This is a genomic window from Marinobacter sp. (assembly GCF_044799475.1).
In the GTDB taxonomy this organism is placed as follows: Bacteria; Pseudomonadota; Gammaproteobacteria; order Pseudomonadales; family Oleiphilaceae; genus Marinobacter.
Genome location: NZ_CP085217.1, coordinates 2,977,575 through 2,993,887, shown reverse-complemented (window position 1 = coordinate 2,993,887; position 16,313 = coordinate 2,977,575). Strand labels below are relative to the sequence as shown.

The following is a 16,313-nucleotide window of genomic DNA, read 5'->3' as shown; positions in this document are numbered from 1 at the left end:
CGAGCTTTTGTTTGCTCTGGTCCGTCCCATGAGGCTAGTGGTTTCATTGCTGAAATGCATGCCCCAAGTGAAAAAGAGTTTCCAGCACAGCCTAACCTATGGCCCGCTGGAACCGATTCCAGTGGCCCGGGAAGGCAGGGGACGATCGGGTCTGGATTTTTGATAATTGTGCAACTGACTACTTGTGCGGCCAGGATCCATTATGTTTTTTGGAAACGACCGTCGCCGAGCGGGGGATTCGCCTCCCTGCAGGGGGTAACCACACCGCCAGACGCGGGAAGTAGCGCTGAAGGTGATAAATCAGAAATGTCAGGAACCAGTTGAGCATTGTCCGGTGCCGGACCCAGGACTGGCTGATCCGCTTTACGTCACTTTGGAATATCAAGCCTTCTATGTGCTCCCGGATATCCTGGTTAAAGCCCGGGTCCTTCACAAAGATATTGGCCTCCAGGTTGAGGGACAGGCTGATTGGATCGAGATTGCTTGATCCAATGGTGGCCCAGTCGTCGTCAAAGGCAGCTACTTTCCCGTGATAGAGATGGTCGCAGTATTCGTACACTTCGATTCCGGATTGCACGAGGAAGTCATATAGTAGTTTTTCTCCTCGCTGAGCCAGCGGTGTATCAGTGATTCCCGGGATCAGAAGGCGAACATTGACTCCGCGTCTCGCAGCGTCACGGAGCGCTTTAAGCATCCTGTAGCCCGGGTAGAAGTACGCGTTTGCAATCAGTATGTTACTGCGGGATCGTTCAATCCTTTCGAGATATTCTTTTTCAATCTCCGCGCGGAGTTTTTCATTATCCCGGGTCAGAAAAATAACGCGGGCACTGCCAGCCGCCGATGCCGGCTCAGGGGGCAGCGATGGAAGCGTAACCTCCGGGTCTAGATGTGCTGCTATCGCCTGATGCGCAAATTGCCGTATTACAGCTACGGCCGGTCCTTTCAACTCTGCGGCATAATCCACCATAAAGCTGGGTCCGGAGTCCGAAACATGGTCGTAAGTCAGGTTTATTCCGCCGATAAAGGCAATCAGGCCATCAACGACCGCTATCTTTCGGTGCAGTCTGCGAAATATATTGGTTCTGACCAGAAGCCATCTCGGCTGCGGGTGATAGACGGTATAGTGAATGCCCGCGCTCTTCAGCTCGTCGGTAACGTCTTGCGGGAGATGATAGGAGCCGAATCCATCCACCATGAGGGAAATCCAGACGCCGCGGCTGGCGGCCCCGATCAGCGCCTTGTGTATCTCCCTGCCGGATGGGTCGTCCCGAAAGATAAACGTCTCAATGAGTATTTCGCTTTTCGCCCTGTCAATCGCTTCTATCAGACGGGGAAAGAACTCATCCCCGTTTTCCAGCAGGGAGATCGAGTTGCCGGTTGTCTGTTCTGGCATCATGGCAAAGTCTCAGCGGGCAGGATGGTCTGAACCTACGGAGACAATACACGACTGCAGCAGTCTCGAAGACCCGGCAGAAAAGAGCGTGGCCAAAGTCGTCCGCTGAAGTCTGCTCAGCCCCCGCCCAGAGCCGCTTTTTCCATTTCCAGGTATACGCGATAGGCGTTGGCCCTGTTGGACGCGTCAAAGGCTGGCAGCGCTTCGTAGGGAGACCAGTCCGTTTGGGCGTAGGCATCTTCGAACTCAACCCATCCCTCAACCGCAGCGCCCATCTGATCCCGCACGTAAGCGAGATAGTCATAGGTGAAATTGAGGGCTTCCATGGCATTTTCCGATGCTCTGCCGTGGCCCGGTATCAGGATTTTCGGATTCATGCCTCTGACTCTGTCGATGGCCCTCATCCAGTTTCCGGTATCTACATCGGAACTGGCAAGGAATGGAATCCGGTCATTCTGGATAATGTCTCCGGAAAACAGAACACTGACAGGCTCCACCATCATCAGAGTGTCATCCGGGGAGTGGGCGGGGCCCGCATGCACGATACTGAACCGGTAGTCGCCAGACTCCAGCATTATTTCTTCGTCAAAGGTAACATCCGGGGTGATCAGCCTGGTGTTGTCATCTACCCAGGGTGAGAGAGCCTCCTTGCGCTGTTCCAGGCGTTGGGCTGCATCCGCGCTGTTGATGTAGACATGGGATGCCTCCTGGGCAATCACCTCCGCTTTCGTCAAGTCCCGGAAGGCCTGAAGCCCGTAAACGTGATCCGCATGATAATGGCTGATCACAACGTGAGTTATGGGCAGTTCCGTCAGTTCACGTATGTTATCGACCATTGCTGCACCCAGGCTTGGGGTTCCCAGTGCGTCGAAAACCACCACGCCTTCCTCGGTGATGACGAATCCGGCGTTGGCTGTGAAGCCTTCGTTCTGCTTATCCGGGACCCCGGACTGGCCGGAAAAATAGTAAACGTTCTCCACGCTCACAGGCTCTGCCTCAAAGGGAATCGAGAGCTGGGGATAACCGGGAGAGGATTCGGCGGCCAGCACTCCTGACCAGCCCAGCAGGGCAGCAGCCATTCCCGCGGTTCTGATACTGATTCTAATTTTTTTTGCCTCCATTTCAGCCTCTCCTTTTATGTTACGTAAGTCATAAACGCAGTATTCGACATTGATTTATATCAGGTTTCGGAAATTCAGAGCTTAGCTTTGCCAACGAAGGTCGTATGAATCCGCATTCAAAACTTACTTGTATCCTGCTCACAAGCGGTCTATAAATAAGTTATATCCTTATAACATAAACAACAAGTCCGCCGACCAGTTACGCACCGGCTGCCGGCCGAATGCCCCAGAGAGGGCATCGAAGGAGGAGAAAAATAATATGCTCGGCAAACTCCGTCGACTTAACCGGGACCTGTCAAAAGTGGCCCTGGAAGAGTCCGAACGCTTACCCTCAGAAGAACGCAGACGTTTTCTCAGAAGCGGCCTGTTTACTGCCGGTGGTGCCATGGTAGGGGGCGCTCTCGCAGGCCTGGCCCCAAAGGCTCTTGCAGCGACGCAGTATCCTCCCGGGATTCCGCCATGGACCCGATCACTGGGTGCGGGTGTGGTCGCCGATCCGTACGGTGTTCCCTCGCCCTTTGAAAAGGAGGTTATCCGGCGGAACGTACCCTGGCTGACCGCGGACAAAATTTCATCAATCAGCTTTAGCCCACTTCAGCACCTTAAAGGCATCATCACGCCCAACGGTCTTTTCTTCGAGCGCCATCATGCGGGTCGCCCGGAAATCGACCCTCAGCAGCATCGCCTGATGATTCATGGCCTTGTGGATCGCCCGATCATTCTCTCCATGGAGGATCTGCAGCGGTTTCCCAGTGTTTCCCAGATCAATTTCATCGAGTGTCCCGCTAACGGCGGCATGGAATGGCGTGGTGCCCAGCTCAATTCCCTTCAGTTCCTGCACGGTATGGTGAGTTGCGCCGAGTGGACTGGCGTTCGGCTTTCCACGCTACTGCAGGAAGTCGGTATCAAACCGGAGGGCAAATGGTTGCTGGCAGAAGGCGCAGACGGTGCCGCCATGACCAGAAGCATCCCACTCGAGAAAGCCCTTGACGATGTGATAGTGGCTTACGCCCAGAACGGCGAAGCACTTCGTCGTGAGCAGGGCTACCCGGTCCGCCTGGTGGTGCCCGGCTGGGAAGGCAATACCCATGTGAAGTGGCTGCGCCGGCTGGAAGTGGGCGACAAGCCCTGGATGCAGCGCGAGGAAACCTCCAAGTACACGGATCTGATGCCCGACGGCACAGCCCATGGCTTCACCTGGGTGATGGAAGCCAAATCAGTCATCACATCGCCGTGCCCGGAGATGCCACTGCGGGGCAAAGGTGTCTGCCAGATTGAAGGGATCGCCTGGAGTGGCCGCGGCAAGGTAAAGGCGGTCGATGTTTCGGTCGACGGTGGTCAGAACTGGCAGCAGGCGCAACTAAGGGAGCCGGTGATGTCCAAATCCCTGACGCGATTTTCCCTCGAGTGGAAGTGGGACGGCAATCCCGCACTCCTGCAATCCCGGGTTATTGATGAAACCGGGTATGTCCAGCCTACGCTGGCTCAGCTCAAGCAGGCTCGTGGCACCAACTCGATCTATCACAAGAACTCGATCCAGACCTGGCAAGTCAACGCAGACGGGAGTGTGGTCAATGTCCAGCTTTGATAAATCCCCACGCCTGCTTTCCGGATTGTGTTGCGGGGTAATGCTCGCCTCGATGTCCCTGGTTGTTGCGGCCGAGCAATCCGGCCACTACGGATATGGCGAGCCGCCAACAGAAGAACAGATTGCGGCCTGGGACATTGATGTCCGCCCTGACGGCATGGGATTGCCCGAAGGCAGCGGTTCCGTCGACGAAGGCATGGGCGTTTATGAGACTTATTGTGCATCCTGCCATGGGGCCTTCGGCGAAGGCATGGGCCGCTATCCCAAGCTTTCGGGCGGGGAGGGCAGCCTTGATCAGGACCGTCCCGAAAAAACGGTCGGTAGCTACTGGCCCTATGCCTCCACTCTCTGGGATTACATCCACAGAGCCATGCCCTTCTTTGCGCCCCAGTCGCTGACAGACGATCAGGTTTACGCCGTGACTGCCTATGTCCTGAATCTCAATTACATCGTGGAGGGCGATTTTGTCGCTAACAGGGAAACCCTGCCTGAGGTGGTGATGCCCAATCACGATGGCTTTATCTGGGAAGACCCGCGGCCGGTCGTGGACAACGATCGCTGCATGAAAGATTGCAAAGAGGAGGTAACCGTATCCGACTCGGCAGAAGGCAAAAACCTGACGCCAAGCACAACCGGCCCCCTCGATGAGGGGATAACAGAGTGAAGGCTGACCAGGAGCACAAGGCTCCACAATGCGTGCCGAGGAGGACTGCGTGATGCGAAAAGCGTTAATTTCCGTGTGCTTGACCACACTCGCACTGAGTGCCACTGCACCGGTGTTTGCCGAAACTGCCCAGGCTGATATTGACCGGGGAAAGGAGTTGGCTTTCAGCCGGAAGGATGGTAACTGCCTGGCCTGCCACCAGATGGATGATGGCAAACTGACTGGCAATATCGGCCCGGAACTGGTGGACATGAGATCCCGCTACCCCAACCGGGAGATTCTGTTCAAACGCATCTGGGACGAGACCCAGTTTAACCCGGTGACGGTAATGCCGCCATTCGGACGACACTTGATCCTGAGCAAACAGGAAATAAACCGAATCGTTGATTACCTGTATACGCTCTAAATGTGGAGGAGAAGTTACCGTGACTGACCAAAGGCGAAGAGGCTTTTTGAAGGGGATGCTCGGTGTGGGAGTTGCCGGCTTTGCGCTGGGTTCCGGCATTGTGCCACTTAGGGTCGAGGCCGCCACTGCCCCCGACGCGTCCGACTGGCCGGAGAATGCATTCAGGACTCCGGGGGTGGATGAAACTATTGCTGAACTGTACGGGATGGAAGCGACCGAATCCGATCAGATCACCATGGATCTGCCAACCATCGCCCAGAACGGCGCCGTAGTGCCCGTGACCGTCGAAACCACACTGCCGAAGGTGACCAGCATCGCATTGCTGGTGGCCAAAAATCCGAATGCTCTGGCCGCCTATTTTGATATTTCTGAGGGCGCGATGCCATTCGTATCGAATCGCCTGAAGATGGCGGAGACGACGGATGTTGTTGCAGTCGTTATTTCTGATGGCAAGGCCTACAAGGCCGCCCAGAACGTGAAAGTGACCGTTGGCGGCTGCGGCGGCTGACAGCTAACCGGACAGGAGAACAGCAATGGCGTCCAGTATCAGAGTTCGAGCAGTAGAGAATGGCGGTGTGACATCACTGAAAGCCCTGGTTCGACACCCTATGGATTCGGGGTTTGTAAAGGATTCGGCGGGTAATGTTATCCCGGCCCATTTCATCAAGGTTCTGACCATTTCCCATGGTGGCAAGGAGGTATTTGTCGCCAACTGGGGGCCGGCGGTATCCAAGGATCCGTTCCTGGAGTGTCGGTTCAAGGGAGCGAAAAAGGGTGACGATGTCACCATCAGCTGGATCGATAACGAGGGCGAGAGCGATTCAACCACTGCAACGATCACCTGAGGATTGTCGGCGGACCAGGTGCACCCTGGATCGCCGAAGAGGAGGATTGAACATGCTTAAAGCGAAAATCATTCTGATCGCTCTCGGAGCGGCACTGGTGGTGCCCCAGGCGCTGGCAGGGTCGACCCCTGAAGAAGACCGGAAAGAAACGGTTGAATACTTCAAGCAGATGTTTCCGGACGTGCCTTTCGAGGATTTCGTGAACGGCCAGTACGCGCTGAATGAAGATCGCCGCAAACAGTGGGAATCCATGCAGGATTTTCCACCCTACGAATTTGCGGTTGTCGAAGGTCAGGAGATGTTCGAGACGCCGTTTGCCAATGGCAGGACCTACGCCAACTGCTTCGAGAACGATGGCATCGGCATTCGTCAGAACTACCCCTTCTTCGACACCGAAAAGAACGAAGTTATCACGCTTGAACTCGCCATAAACCGCTGCCGTGAAGCCAATGGTGAGAAGCCGCTCGGATGGAAGAAGGGGCCGATCGCTTCGGTTTCCGCTTACATGGCGTCCACCTCCCAGGGCAAGCCCATCAACATCAAGGTCCCGGATGATCCCGATGCGATGGCTGCCTACCAGGATGGCAAGGAATTTTATTACAGCCGGCGGGGACAGCTGAATTTTTCCTGCGCAAGTTGCCATGTCCAGAATCCGGGCAAGTGGATTCGGGCCGACTTTCTGTCACCGACAGTGGGGCAGCCGGCAAACTTCCCGGTGCACCGTTCGAAGTGGGGTGAGCTGGGCACGTTGCACCGCCGGTTTGCGGGCTGCAATAACAATGTTCGGGCAGAACCACTTGCAGCGCAGAGTGAGGAATACCGCAATCTCGAGTATTTCCTGACCTACATGAGCAATGGTCTGCCAGTCGTCGGACCGGCAACCCGGCCATAGTCATGAACGGAAAGGGAGAATCGCAATGAACAGGCTTTTACTGACAATCGGTATCTCGCTTGCGCTGTCTGTGCCGCTGACCGCACAGGCGGGCCCCAAAGAGGACTTCAAAGAGGTCTACTCGAAAGCCCAGAGTATGCATCAGGATGCTGGTACCTTTCAGTGGACCGTCACCTCGGACCGCCTGAAGGCGGCACAGTCTGCTGCTGACAGCGGAGACTATGGAAAAGCCGAGTCCATGGCCCGCGAGGCCCTGAAGCTTGCTGAAGAATCCGTCGCCCAGCGTCAGCAGCAGCAGAAAGAGGATGCCTGGCGCAAAGTCGCCATAGGTGGCTGACACCGTGCGCGGCACTGGCCAGTCTGCCCGGTAAGGAATCGGATAGACTGGTTACCTCCAATAAATACAAAAGACTGCAATAACTACAAAAGAGAGGAGAGTGCAGTGACAATTTCCCGCAGAGACTTCCTCATGGCCATGCAGGCGGCAGCCCTTGCCGGGCTTGCCCCGAAGCTTGCTTTGGCACAAGGCGGCGAGGGACTGTACGACGCACCGAAGTTCGGCAACGCCCGATTGCTTCATCTCACCGATATTCATGGCCAGTTATTACCTGTTCATTTCCGTGAACCCAACGTGAACCTGGGAATTGGCCCCAGTAAGGGCAGGGTTCCGCACCTGGTCGGGAAGCACTTCCTGGACCATTTCGGAATTCCGGCAGATACCCGGCGCTCCCATGCATTCACCTATCTCAATTACACTGAGACAGCCCGGGAATACGGCAAACTCGGTGGTTTCGCACATCTGAAAACCCTCGTTGATCAACTGCGGGAGCAAGCCGGTGCGGGTAACTCGCTGCTGCTCGACGGTGGCGACCTCTGGCAGGGTTCCGGTACCGCATTCTGGACCCAGGGCGAGGATATGGTGGAAGCCAGTAACCTGCTTGGCATCGATATCCTGACGGCACACTGGGAATTCACCTATCCGGAAGAGCAGATTCGCAAGAATCTGAGCACCTTCAAGGGAGAGTTTCTCGCCCAGAACGTTTTCCTCTCTGACGAAGCCATGTTCATGGGTGCGCAAGCGTACGACGAAGCCAGTGGACGGGTCTTCAAGCCCTATACCATCCGCGAACTGGGGGGCAAGCGCGTTGCGATCATCGGCCAGGCCTTTCCCTATACCCCGATCGCCAATCCGTCTTATTTCATTCCTGACTGGCGCATGGGAATCCGCGAAGCCGAGATGCAGGCGCTGGTTAACGAGATCCGTGAGAATGAAAAGGTCAACGCGGTTGTGGTCCTTTCCCACAATGGCATGGATGTGGATCTTAAAATGGCAAGCCGCGTTACCGGCATCGATGCCATCCTGGGTGGCCACACTCACGATGCAGTCCCGCAACCTACAGAAGTCAGCAATCCCGGTGGCAAGACCCTGGTGAGCAACGCCGGCACCAACGGCAAATACATTGCTGTGCTGGATCTTGATATCGGCAATGACGGCGTTCGGGGCTACGAATACAAGCTTTTGCCGGTCTTCTCCGACCTGATCAAGGCGGACCCTGCCATGACCAGCTTCATTCAGGAAGTCCGGGCCCCCTATATGGACAAGCTCGGAGAGAAACTGGCTGTCGCCGACGAGTTGCTCTACCGGCGCGGCAACTTCAACGGCACCATGGACCAGGTGATCTGCGACGCGCAGCGCAAGGTTCTCGATGCACAGATCTCCCTCTCACCCGGGTTTCGCTGGGGTACCACCGTGCTACCGGGTGACCACATCACCATGGACGATGTGATGAACGCCACAGCCATTACCTATCCGGAAACCTATGTCCGGGAAATGTCGGGCGCCGACCTGATGCTCATCATGGAGGATGTGGCTGACAACCTGTTCAACAAGGACCCTTATTACCAGCAGGGTGGTGACATGGTACGTGTCGGTGGCATGGACTACACCTGTGATCCAACAGCCAGTATGAACAATCGAATCTCGGACATGCGCCTGGATAACGGCGAGCAGATCGAAGCCACAAAAATGTACAAAGTGGCTGGTTGGGCCACCGTGAACTCACGGGCACCGGGCCCGCCAATCTGGGACGTTGTTGCTGAGTACCTGAAATCAGAGAAGACAGTCAGGATAGACAAATTTAATAAACCAACTCTCAAGAATGTGGCCGGCAATCCCGGGATCGAAGACTACGCAGGATAAATGATGAACAGGAATTTCCTTGCAAAATCCAGCGCAGCGCTAATGGGTCTGGCGCTCCTGTTAGCGGCGGGCACGCTTCACGGGGAACCGCTGAACGAGAGCAAGCCATTTGCCGAGAAATTCCTGCTCCTTCAACTGAGCGACGATGAGGCGGAGCAGCAGAGCAGGGTGCTCAGTGTTGCCGCCAACCTGCTGGAACACTATGGGCCAGATACGATTGACATCGAGGTAACCACCTTCGGACCAGGCGTGCGCCTGATGTACGCGGACAACAGCCGGCGGGAGAGGATCAGCAGTCTCATGGCCCAGGGCGTCAGGTTCAGCGTCTGCATGAACACCATCAATACCATCGAGAGAGACACCGGAAACCGTCCGGAGCTCCACCCTGAAAGCATCCCGGTCGACGTGGGGGTTGCGCATATCCTGGATGAGGTTGAAAAAGGCTATGTTCTCGTTCGCCCATGATCGTCTGGCTCTGAAAAGGAAACCTGCCATGAAAACCAGCCTGTTGAAGCCCCTGATATTTGCATCAGCCCTTGCTGCTACCGGTATTGCCGGGGCCCAGGAGAGCGAGCAGCCAGTGATGGTGGAGATCAAAAGGCTGTCCATGGATACCGCTCTGACCATCGCGAAAACCGCAATCGACACATGCCGCGAGCAGGGCGTTCAGGTCTCCGTGACTGTGGTGGACAGGGGAGGGCACCCTCAGGTGGTACTGCGGGATGTACTCGCCATGGACCTCTCTCTTGAGGTCAGCTACCGGAAGGCATACACCGCCATGACGTTCACCTCCCCGACCTCGGCTCTGGAAGATCGCTTTACCGGGCCGTTTTCCGTTGGCAAGCTAGAGAAGGTACTGCTCTCAGCGGGGGGAGTGCCCATCCAGGCGAGCGGTGAAACCATTGGGGGCGTTGGCGTGAGTGGCGCGCCTTCTGGCGAGACAGATGAAAACTGCGCCCTGGCGGGTGTTGCCGCGGTGGAGATGGATCTGGAAATGGCGTCCTTTTGATCGTTTTATTTTAAATATAAATCGGAATCAATATGTTAAGGCACATTTTGAAGGTAGTTTCCCTGTTATTTCTGCTTCCCTCCATGGCTTTGGCAGCGTATCCGGATGCTGTCCAGGTACTGGTTGATGAGGGTCTTAAAGTGGAAGCCAGCTTCGACGCACCGGGGGGAGTGAAAGGCTTTGTCGGCCGCAGGAACGGCCATCCGGTCTCCGTTTACCTCATGCCGGACGGCGAGCACGTCGTCGTCGGCAGAATGGTCGACGGCTTTGGCCAGGATCTCAGTGCCGAGCACATCCGAAACCACCTCCCCACACCGGATTTGAGCGGAGCCTGGCAAAAACTGGCGGATGCGGCCTGGGTGTCGGAAGGGCCTGGCGATGCCAAACGTATTGTCTATGCCTTTACAGACGCCAATTGCGGCTACTGCTTGATCTTCCGGGAGAAGGCCCAGCGCTATCTGGAGCGGGGAATCGAGCTGCGGCATGTCATGGTCGGCATCATTCAACCCTCCAGCCTGGCCAAGGCGGCCAGCGTGCTCGGGGCGGATGACCCAGTCAGCAAGCTCGATTTCCACGACAGCCAGTTCCCGAGAGACTGGCTGGAATCCGAAGAAAATGTACCGCCGGAGCTTCGGAAACTGGTCCAGAGCAATAACCGGCTGATGGAAAGTCTGGCCGTAGCAGTAACGCCATCGGTGTTTTATAAAGATCCGGATGGAGACATACGCAAGATCATTGGGCTACCGGATGACTCGGCATTGTCCGAGGCAGTTTTCAGGCATCCTGAATAGCTTCGCCGTTCGCTCCGATGTGCTCTACAGGGAGAACAATTATGGGTTTTCGAGGGCTTTTTCTGGCTGTATTGATCCTTCCCGGGTCTGTCGCTGCAGATAATGATATTCCGGAGCAACTGGAACTCACCAAAGTAACGGATCGGGTCTATTCAGCCATAGGTGCGACTGCTCCTCCCACATACGAGAACCACGGCCTTAACAACAATCTCAGTTTCATCATCACGGACAAAGGTGTGGTTGTGTTCAATGGTGGTGACAACTACCTGCTTGCGGAAGCCTTCCACAACTCAATTCGAAGCATTACCGACAAAGACGTCAAATATGTGGTGAATGAAAATTCTCAGGGCCATTCCATGCTGGGCAATAGTTACTGGCGGGACCAGGGCGTTCCGGCCATTGCCCAGAACGAGGCGATTGATGAGTTCAAACACCAGGGTGAAGCCAAACTGGCCTCCATGCAGCGCAGAAATGGGGAAAAGGCCAAAGGAACCTACGTCGCGGTGCCCGATATCGGGTTCGAAGACCGGCTTGAACTCAACATGGGAGACCTGAAAATTGAGCTGCATTATTTCGGCCCCGGGCATGCGCCGGGGGATATCGTTCTGTGGATCCCTGATGAAAAGCTGCTGATAACCGGAGATCTCGGCTTCCACCAGCGCTTACTCGCCGTGTTCCCAGACACCGACACCGGTTCCTGGATTGAGTCTTTCGACAGGATGACAGCCCAGCTGGACCCGGACATTGTGATTCCGGGTCACGGTGAGCCCACCACCATTGACGTGGTTACCCGGGAAACCCGTGGCTATCTCGTGTTCCTGCGTGACGCTGTGATCGAAATTCTGGAGCGTGGGGGTGGCCTGGATGACGCCTATAACATCGACCAGTCGCAATGGTCCTACCTGGATACCTTCGAAGAGCTTGCTGCCAAGAATGCGGGGCGCGTCTACCAGGATCTGGAGTTTGAGTATTTCTGATGGGGAGTTTACCGCTCAAGCCGTCCCTTTCCTGATGTCTGCAGATGTTCCGTGCATCTTTTTGATCCTGATCAACCAGGATTTCTCCCGAGTCGTTATTCTGGATTTTAATAGCCGCAACCCCGTGATTCTCCGATGCCTACAGCCGACAGGAAGTCCCTGCTGTATCCCCGTTCTGCGCTAATTGCCAGCCTTATCTTTGTTGCCGTGGTCCTCTGGATGTTTTCCGGGGTGCTCCATGATTCAGAACCCCCAGAGATCGGAGAGGAGGTCGCGGCGAAGCAAGCTGATGAAGCAGTATCAGTGCGGGTTCTGGAGTCGCACCACCAGGTAATTCAGGATCGAATCATTATTAATGGTCGCACCCTGGCAGATCGCAGCGTGACGGTGAAAGCGGAGACGGATGGGGTAGTCGAGCAACTGTATCTGGAGCAGGGGGACCGGGTAGACCAGGGGGATCTACTGGTAGAGCTGGCGGTGGAGAGCCGGCAGGCGAGGGTACAGGAGGCCCGCTCACTGGTGGAGCAGCGCGAGATCGAGTTTCGCGCGGCGCAGCAGTTGCGCGAACGGGACTCGATTTCGGAAACCATGCTCGCCAATGCCCAGGCGCTTCTGGAATCGGCCCGGGCGCAGTTTAAGATGGCGGTATCGGAGGTCGAACGCACACAGATCAGGGCGCCCATAGAGGGTTTAATCGAGACCCGCTATGTGGAGCAGGGCGATTTTCTGAGCCGGGGCGCATCGGTGGCTACAGTAGTTGATCTGAGTCCCATCCGGGTAAGGGGGTCTCTGTCCGAGCGCCACCTGAACAGGATCGACGAGGGCGACTCGGCCGAGGTAAGACTGATTAACGATTCCGTTCATGAGGGCAAAGTGGTCTTTGTGGGTCGGGTGGCTGAGGTGGCAACCCGCACCTTTCCCGTCGAGGTGGTGATTGACAATGAGGACGGCGACATCATCGAGGGACTGACCGCTGAGGTTGCCCTCTTTGCCGACGAGCTCGTCGCCCACCGCCTGCCTGCATCGATACTGACACTGGCCGATGACGGCACCCTGGGCGTCAAAGGCGTGAGCGGGACTGGCAAGGTGCTTTTTTATCCGGTGGAGGTGGTGCGGGACACACCTGATGGTGTGTGGCTGACCGGACTTCCGGAGTCGGCGCGTGTGATCGCCGTGGGCCACGAGTTCGTGAGCGCCGGCCAGCAGGTCGAAACAGTTCCCTTTGAACGACTTGAAATTCCCGGAGTAAGGCAGTGACGGCCTGGATCGAGTGGCTGTTCAACCGCCATCGGGCCGTGTTGTCCGTTCTGGCGCTGTTACTGATCGCCGGCACCTGGGCCTATCTGGACATCGCCAAGGAAGCGGAACCAGATGTGGACATTCCCTTTGTGTTTATAAAGGTGGGCCTGGAAGGAGTGTCGCCGGAAGACGCTGAGCGTTTGCTGATCCGCCCGATGGAGGTGGAACTCCGCGGAATCGATGGACTGAAGGAGATGCGGGCCAGCGCCTCTGAGGGTGGCGGCGAGATCGTGCTGGAATTTGATGCCGGGTTTGATGCCGACGCGGTACTCCAGGACGTGAAAGACGCGGTCGACAAGGCGGAACCGGAGCTGCCGGCCGGCGCTGACGCCCCCGTGGTGCAGGAGATCAACACAAGCATTTTTCCGGTTTTGCTGGTGACACTGGCCGGAAACGTGCCCGAGCGCACCTTGCAGCATTTGGCGCGGACCACCCGTGATGAGATCGAATCGGTGCCCAGTGTGCTGGACGTGACGATCGCCGGGGAACGCGAGGAGGTGGTGGAAATCATCGTTGATCCTTTGAGGATCGAAAGCTACGGCCTGCAGGCTGGAGAGATCATCCAGTACCTGAGCCGCTCCAATCGGTTAGTGGCCACGGGCAACCTGGATACCGGCGAGGGGCGCTTTGCGATCAAGGTGCCCGGACTGGTCGAGACCACCGAAGATGTGCTCAATATGCCGGTGAAGGTCAAGGGCGAGGCCATCGTGCGCGTCCGTGACATCGCCACTGTCAACCGCACCTTCAAGGATGCCGAGGGCTACGCCAGGGTGAATGGGCTCCCGGCGGTGACCCTGGAAATCACCAAGCGCACGGGGGAGAACGTGATCGACACGGTCGCGGCGGTGCGCTCCGCAGTTGATGCTTTGAAAGCTGGCTGGCCGTCCAATCTGATAGTGAGCTACAGCCAGGATCAGTCTGAGTTCATCGAGATGATGCTCACGGATCTGGAAAACCACGTGGTAAGCGCCGTGGTGCTGGTAATGATTGTAGTGGTCGGCGTTCTTGGGTTGCGCTCTGGGCTGCTGGTCGGCATTTCCATTCCAGGTTCCTTTCTGGCCAGTATCCTCGTGCTGCACCTCCTGGGCTATACCGTGAACATGGTGGTGCTGTTCGCTCTCATCCTGGCAATCGGGGTTCTGGTAGACGGTGCCATTATGGTGGTGGAATACGCCGAGCGCCACATGGCGGCGGGTGAAGATCGTTATCGGGCCTACGCCCTTGCCGTCCGGCGCATGGGCGGCCCCATTATCTCAGCTACCCTCACCACCATGGCAGCGTTTCTGCCGATGCTGTTCTGGCCCGGCATCGTGGGCGAATTCATGCGATATTTCCCCATTACGCTCATGACCACCCTGGCCGCGTCGCTTCTGATGGCGCTGATTTTTGTACCCACCCTGGGCGCCCATCTGGGGAAGACCGGGGCCGAGGCTGAATGGCAGCGACGCAATCTCAGCGCCGCCGAATACGGCAATCTGGAAGAGATCACCGGGGCTGCCAGCTATTATCTGCGCGGGCTCAACAAGGCCCTGGATTACCCGGGCCGAGTGCTGGGGGTTACGGCGGTCGCCCTGTTCGCAGCCTGGATATTGTACGGGGCGTTCGGCAAGGGCGTTGAGTTCTTCCCCAAGGTGGAACCGGATTTCGCCACTCTGCTGGTCCACGCCCGGGGCAATCTTTCGTTAGAGCAGAAGGATGCGCTGGTCCGCGAAGTGGAGCAGGAAGTGCTGGCGTACCGGGATTCTTTTGAGAGCGTCTATGCACGCACGGCCGGCGGTGGCGGCTTAAGCTTTATGGGAGATATGGCCGAGGATGTTGTGGGTCGGATCTCGGTGGAATTCGAGGACTGGGATAAGCGCCCACCTGCCAATGAGATCTTACAGGCAATCCGCGAACGCACAGATGAGCTGGCCGGTATCCAGGTCGAGGTTCGCAGGATGGAGGCAGGCCCGCCCGTGGGTAAACCGGTGCAGCTGTTACTGAGCGCCCGCGATCCTGACAAACTGCCCGAGGCAGTGGAGATAGTGCGTCAGCGTTTTCAATCCATGGAGGGACTCACGGATATCGAAGATGACCGCCCGCTGCCCGGTATCGAGTGGGAGCTCAGGGTGGATCGGGCCCTGGCAGCAAGGTTTGGACTGGATGTCACCACTATCGGCAACGCTGCCCAACTTGTAACCAACGGTCTACGCCTGGACAGTTACCGGCCTGATGACACCGACGAGGAAATTGATATTGTTGTGCGGTATCCGGAGCGCTGGCGCACCCTGGCCCAGCTTGATCAACTACGGGTGAACACGCCTGCGGGTGCGGTGCCGATCAGTAACTTCATTGAACGCCGAGCCGAACCCAGGGTGGCCAATCTACGCCGGGTTGACTCAGCCCGAGCGATGGCGGTGCGCGCGAATACCGCCCCCGGCGTGCTGGCTGACGACAAGGTGCAGGAGCTGCGCAGTTGGCTGGCCACCGATCCTCTGCCCTCCGGGGTCAATTACGAATTCAAGGGCGAAGACGAAGAGCAGCGCGCCGCAGAGGCGTTTCTGATGCGCGCCCTGTTTGTCGCACTCTTTCTGATGGCGGTGATCCTGGTAACCCAGTTCAACAGCTTTTTCAGCGCCGCGCTGGTACTTTCGGCCGTGGTGGTGTCGACCATCGGCGCCGTGCTGGGCCTGCTGCTGACCAACCAGGCCTTCTCCATTGTGGTGACCGGTACCGGAATCATTGCGCTCGCCGGCGTCGTCGTCAACGACAACATTGTACTGATCGACACCCACGACCGGTTGCAGAAGCGCATCGCCGATCCTCGGGAAGTGATTCTGCGCACGGGCCTGTTGCGCCTGCGCCCCGTTGTGCTGACCACCGTGACCACCGTTCTGGGGCTGATGCCCATGATGCTGCGGATGAACATTGATCTGTTCAATCGGGAAATCGCGTTTGGCGCACCCATCACCCAGTGGTGGTTGAGCCTGGCAACGGCCATTGTGTTCGGTCTGGGATTTGCGACGGTGCTGACGCTGATCATTACCCCCTGTGCCTTGATGGCGCGCGTGAAGGTGCGTGAACGATTGCAGGGAAAAAGCACGGGCGTGATTCCATTACCAGAGAACAATTAAACAGAGAGGACAGGT

General features: G+C 57.0%; 16 protein-coding genes. 14 read left to right on the top strand and 2 right to left on the bottom strand.

Going from position 1 to position 16,313, the window contains the following annotated elements; genetic code table 11:
• Positions 1-178: 178 nt before the first annotated feature.
• Both clsB and LG327_RS13820 read right to left on the bottom strand, forming a co-directional pair.
• A complete protein-coding gene (gene clsB / locus LG327_RS13825; protein WP_404362699.1) occupies positions 179-1,396 on the bottom strand; it encodes a cardiolipin synthase ClsB in 1,218 nt (405 codons plus the stop codon).
• 113 nt (positions 1,397-1,509) lie between these two features.
• A complete protein-coding gene (locus LG327_RS13820) occupies positions 1,510-2,514 on the bottom strand; it encodes an MBL fold metallo-hydrolase (RefSeq protein WP_404362698.1) in 1,005 nt (334 codons plus the stop codon).
• 259 nt (positions 2,515-2,773) lie between these two features.
• On the opposite strand from LG327_RS13820, the gene soxC reads away from it, so the two are divergent.
• From soxC to LG327_RS13750, 14 genes are all read left to right on the top strand, one after another.
• Entirely contained in the window at positions 2,774-4,102 is a 1,329-nt protein-coding gene (soxC, locus tag LG327_RS13815; protein ID WP_404362696.1) for a sulfite dehydrogenase, read from the top strand.
• Positions 4,089-4,766, top strand: a complete 678-nt coding sequence (locus tag LG327_RS13810; RefSeq protein WP_404362695.1) for a c-type cytochrome — start codon at positions 4,089-4,091, stop codon at positions 4,764-4,766. Before soxC ends, LG327_RS13810 begins: the two co-directional genes overlap by 14 nt.
• A 52-nt stretch (positions 4,767-4,818) precedes the next feature.
• Positions 4,819-5,172 carry a sulfur oxidation c-type cytochrome SoxX gene (gene soxX, locus LG327_RS13805; RefSeq protein WP_404362693.1) on the top strand — a complete coding sequence of 118 codons (354 nt, stop codon included), beginning with the start codon at positions 4,819-4,821 and terminating at the stop codon, positions 5,170-5,172.
• Between the two features lie 19 nt (positions 5,173-5,191).
• A complete protein-coding gene (gene soxY, locus LG327_RS13800; RefSeq protein WP_404362691.1) occupies positions 5,192-5,680 on the top strand; it encodes a thiosulfate oxidation carrier protein SoxY in 489 nt (162 codons plus the stop codon).
• Positions 5,681-5,705: 25 nt separating this feature from the next.
• A complete protein-coding gene (gene soxZ, locus LG327_RS13795; protein ID WP_404362689.1) occupies positions 5,706-6,017 on the top strand; it encodes a thiosulfate oxidation carrier complex protein SoxZ in 312 nt (103 codons plus the stop codon).
• A 52-nt stretch (positions 6,018-6,069) separates the two neighbouring features.
• Positions 6,070-6,909, top strand: a complete 840-nt coding sequence (soxA, locus tag LG327_RS13790; RefSeq protein ID WP_404362687.1) for a sulfur oxidation c-type cytochrome SoxA — start codon at positions 6,070-6,072, stop codon at positions 6,907-6,909.
• A 25-nt stretch (positions 6,910-6,934) separates the two neighbouring features.
• The gene (locus LG327_RS13785; protein ID WP_404362685.1) at positions 6,935-7,246 is read left to right on the top strand and encodes a hypothetical protein; all 312 of its coding nucleotides are present in this window, start codon (positions 6,935-6,937) and stop codon (positions 7,244-7,246) included.
• A 105-nt stretch (positions 7,247-7,351) separates the two neighbouring features.
• Entirely contained in the window at positions 7,352-9,109 is a 1,758-nt protein-coding gene (gene soxB / locus LG327_RS13780) for a thiosulfohydrolase SoxB (protein ID WP_404362684.1), read from the top strand.
• Positions 9,110-9,112: 3 nt separating this feature from the next.
• Entirely contained in the window at positions 9,113-9,574 is a 462-nt protein-coding gene (locus LG327_RS13775) for a hypothetical protein (protein ID WP_404362682.1), read from the top strand.
• 28 nt (positions 9,575-9,602) lie between these two features.
• Positions 9,603-10,118, top strand: a complete 516-nt coding sequence (locus LG327_RS13770) for a heme-binding protein (RefSeq protein WP_404362681.1) — start codon at positions 9,603-9,605, stop codon at positions 10,116-10,118.
• A 32-nt stretch (positions 10,119-10,150) separates the two neighbouring features.
• Entirely contained in the window at positions 10,151-10,909 is a 759-nt protein-coding gene (gene dsbG / locus LG327_RS13765) for a thiol:disulfide interchange protein DsbG (RefSeq protein WP_404362679.1), read from the top strand.
• A 41-nt stretch (positions 10,910-10,950) separates the two neighbouring features.
• The gene (locus LG327_RS13760; RefSeq protein ID WP_404362677.1) at positions 10,951-11,886 is read left to right on the top strand and encodes an MBL fold metallo-hydrolase; all 936 of its coding nucleotides are present in this window, start codon (positions 10,951-10,953) and stop codon (positions 11,884-11,886) included.
• Between the two features lie 135 nt (positions 11,887-12,021).
• Positions 12,022-13,143 (top strand): efflux RND transporter periplasmic adaptor subunit, encoded by a 1,122-nt coding sequence (locus tag LG327_RS13755; RefSeq protein ID WP_404362675.1) that lies wholly within the window; start codon positions 12,022-12,024, stop codon positions 13,141-13,143.
• A complete protein-coding gene (locus LG327_RS13750) occupies positions 13,140-16,298 on the top strand; it encodes an efflux RND transporter permease subunit (protein ID WP_404362673.1) in 3,159 nt (1,052 codons plus the stop codon). The genes LG327_RS13755 and LG327_RS13750 overlap by 4 nt, the downstream gene beginning before the upstream one ends.
• Positions 16,299-16,313: the final 15 nt, after the last annotated feature.